This is a genomic window from Microvirga sp. P4_G7 (assembly GCF_056401005.1).
This window is the reverse complement of record NZ_JBFUKD010000480.1, coordinates 1-3,015: the sequence shown is the minus strand read 5'-3', so window position 1 is coordinate 3,015 and position 3,015 is coordinate 1. Positions and strand designations below refer to the sequence as shown.

General features: G+C 65.0%; 3 protein-coding genes. All 3 read right to left on the bottom strand.

From position 1 onward, the window contains the following. Positions 1-767 (bottom strand): amidophosphoribosyltransferase (locus AC1DT3_RS16680; protein WP_477466360.1); only part of this gene is annotated, 767 nt, incomplete at its 3' end. A 237-nt stretch (positions 768-1,004) separates the two neighbouring features. Continuing rightward, entirely contained in the window at positions 1,005-1,601 is a 597-nt protein-coding gene (locus AC1DT3_RS16675) for a CvpA family protein (RefSeq protein WP_477466359.1), read from the bottom strand. A gap of 84 nt (positions 1,602-1,685) precedes the next feature. Continuing rightward, a partial coding sequence (gene radA / locus AC1DT3_RS16670) for a DNA repair protein RadA (protein WP_477466358.1) occupies positions 1,686-3,015 on the bottom strand: 1,330 nt, incomplete at its 5' end.

Genomic DNA, 3,015 nt, shown 5'->3' with positions numbered 1-3,015 from the left:
AAGTAGATGTATTCGAAGATGCACGGACGCGCCGGCTGCCTTTCCGCAAAGCGGAACGATTCGATGCCGTCGTCCGAAATCACGACGATTTCGCCATTTTCGACATCGCGCACGAACTTCGCACCGATGATGTCGAGGGCACAGGTTTCCGACGCCAGGATGTAGCGGCCGTCGAGTTCGCCGATCACCAGCGGACGGATGCCGAGAGGGTCTCTGGCGCCGATGAGCTTCTTGTTGGTGAGCGCGACGAGGGAATAGGCGCCCTCGATCTGCTGGATCGCTTCGACGAAGCGGTCGATGAAAGGCTGGCGCCGGCTGCGCGCGACGAGGTGGACGATCACCTCGGTATCCGTCGTCGACTGGCAGATGGCGCCGTCGCGAATGAGATTGCGACGCAGGGTGAGGCCGTTGGTCAGGTTGCCGTTATGGGCAACAGCGAAGCCGCCGCCTTCCAGTTCGGCAAACAGCGGCTGCACATTGCGCAGGATCGTCTCGCCGGTGGTCGAATAGCGCACGTGGCCGATAGCCGAGAGGCCTTCGAGGCGCTCGATGACCGCGCGGTCGGAGAAGCCGTCACCCACGAGGCCGAGTTTGCGCTCCAGATGGAACATGTGGCCGTCGAAGGAGACGATCCCGGCCGCTTCCTGGCCGCGGTGCTGGAGGGCGTGCAGGCCCAGCGCCGTAATGGCGGCGGCATCGGGATGGCCGTGGATGCCGAAGACACCGCATTCTTCGCGTAGGGTATCGCCATCGAGGTCGAGATCCACTGGTTTCGATCCGATTGGCCGTGATTCGGATTCCCGTGCTTCGACTTGTGATGCCGCGACTTGCCGTGATTCGACCTGCCGCGCTTCGACCAGCCACGTCTCTGAGCGTCCAGACATCATCGTTTCCTTGGGATGCGCGCCAGATCCCGCGACGCGAATGCCTTATTTAAGCGGCGTTCGGAACAACGCCAATGCTCTTTCCTGTCGCGCTTTTCACAAACGCGACAGGACATCTCGTCAGCTCTTCTTCGGTGCCGCCGCGCCGGGTTGCGCCGGAACGGGCTCGACTGGTTCGGCCGGCTCCGCGGGGTCGCTGTCCGGCTTGGCCTTTTGGCGCAGCTGCTGCAGCAAGCCCTCCGGATTGTCGGGAAGAAGGGCGATCAGGTCGTTGCCGGTCTTTTCCAGCATCGGCCGGGCGCGCGACGTCGCCGCCCAATCCGGGTTCTTGCCCTGGAGCAGCCAGCCCATGAAGAGCCAGCCGATGACGCAGATCAGGAAGCCGCGGGCCGCGCCGAAGAAAAATCCCAGGGTGCGGTCGAGCGCGCCGATGCGCGAATCGAGGATGAGGTCGGAGATCTTCACGGTGATGATCGAGACGATGATCAGCGTCACGACGAAGATGCCGCCGATCGCAGCCACCAGCGCGACCGTGTTGTTGTGAATATATTGCTGCGCGGTCGGAAGGGCGGCGGGGTGCAGGAACCAGGCGGCAGCGGCTGCGGCGACCCAGGCGACGATCGCCAGCACTTCGCGTGTGAAGCCGCGAACGGCCGCCAAAAGCGCCGAGATCACTACGACACCGATGACGACGAGATCCAGGATCGAAACGGGCATGAACCAAGCCTAACGCGGAAATGAGCGGGACGCCCCGGTGAAAGCATCGAGGCGTCGGGTGTATAGCGTCAAGATTGCCATCCGTCACCCTTCGGCGCGTTGAAGAGCAGGTTTCGCCCGTGGACGGTTGGCTGCGATCCCTGCGACGAGATCAGTTATGTGGCTGATCGAAGAGGCGGCAAGCGCCATGCGCTCGCCTTTGTCCGCCTTTGCGACGGGGGTCACCGCCGCGGAAAAGCCAAGCTTGGCCGCCTCCTTTAAGCGCGACGCGGCCTGCGCCACCGGTCGGATGGCGCCCGACAAGCCCATTTCGCCGAAATAGACCGTGTTGGGCGGCAGCGGCGAACCGGACAGGGAGGAGACGAGGGCGGCCGCGGCCGCGAGGTCCGCCGCCGGTTCGCTGATCCGCAAACCGCCCGCCACGTTGAGATAGACGTCGTGCATGCCCAGCTTCAATCCGCCATGGGCCTCCAGCACGGCGAGCACCATGGAAAGTCGGCTCGGATCCCAGCCCACGACCGACCGGCGCGGCGTACCGAGCGACGAAGGGGCGACGAGTGCCTGGATTTCGACCAGAAGCGGACGCGTGCCCTCCATCCCGGCGAATACCGCCGTGCCAGGCGTCGCGAGGTCCCGTCCGGCGATAAACAACTCGGAGGGGTTCGATACCTCCTGCAGACCGCGATCAGACATCTCGAACACCCCGATCTCGTCGGTGGGGCCGAAGCGGTTCTTGACCGCCCTCAGGATGCGGAAATGGTGTCCGCTGTCGCCCTCGAAGGAGGCGACCGCATCGACCATGTGTTCGACGACGCGCGGTCCCGCGATCTGGCCGTCCTTCGTCACGTGGCCGACGAGAATGACGGCGGTGCCTGTCGTCTTTGCGAAGCGGATCAGCGATTGAGCGCTGCCGCGCACCTGGGTCACGGTCCCTGGTGCCGATTCGACGGTCTCGGTCCACATGGTCTGAATCGAATCGATGATGGCGAGCGCCGGTGGCCGGCCCTGCGAGAGCGTCGCGATGATGTCCTCGACATTCGTTTCCGAGGCGAGTTCGACCGGCGCCTGGCCGAGGCCGAGGCGCTCCGCGCGCAGACGCACCTGGGCGACCGCTTCCTCGCCCGAAATGTAAGCGACTCGGTGGCCGCGATTGGCGAGGGCGGCGGACGCCTGCATGAGAAGCGTCGACTTGCCGATGCCCGGATCGCCGCCGAGGAGGATCACCGACCCGTAGACGAAGCCACCGCCAGTCACACGGTCGAGCTCGGCGATGCCGGATGAGGTGCGCGGCGCTTCCTTCGATTCGCCGGAGAGGCCTTCGAGCGGAAAGATCCGACCCTTCGCGCGCGTCGGTCGCGTGGCGACGGGGCCGGCCATCGGGTTCGCCGCGCCGGTTTCCTCGACGATGGTATTC

Bases quoted from the DNA above. Each gene is read 5' to 3' on its own strand.
- AC1DT3_RS16675 (WP_477466359.1), bottom strand. From the start codon at position 1,601: ATGCCCGTTTCGATCCTGGATCTCGTCGTCATCGGTGTCGTAGTGATC.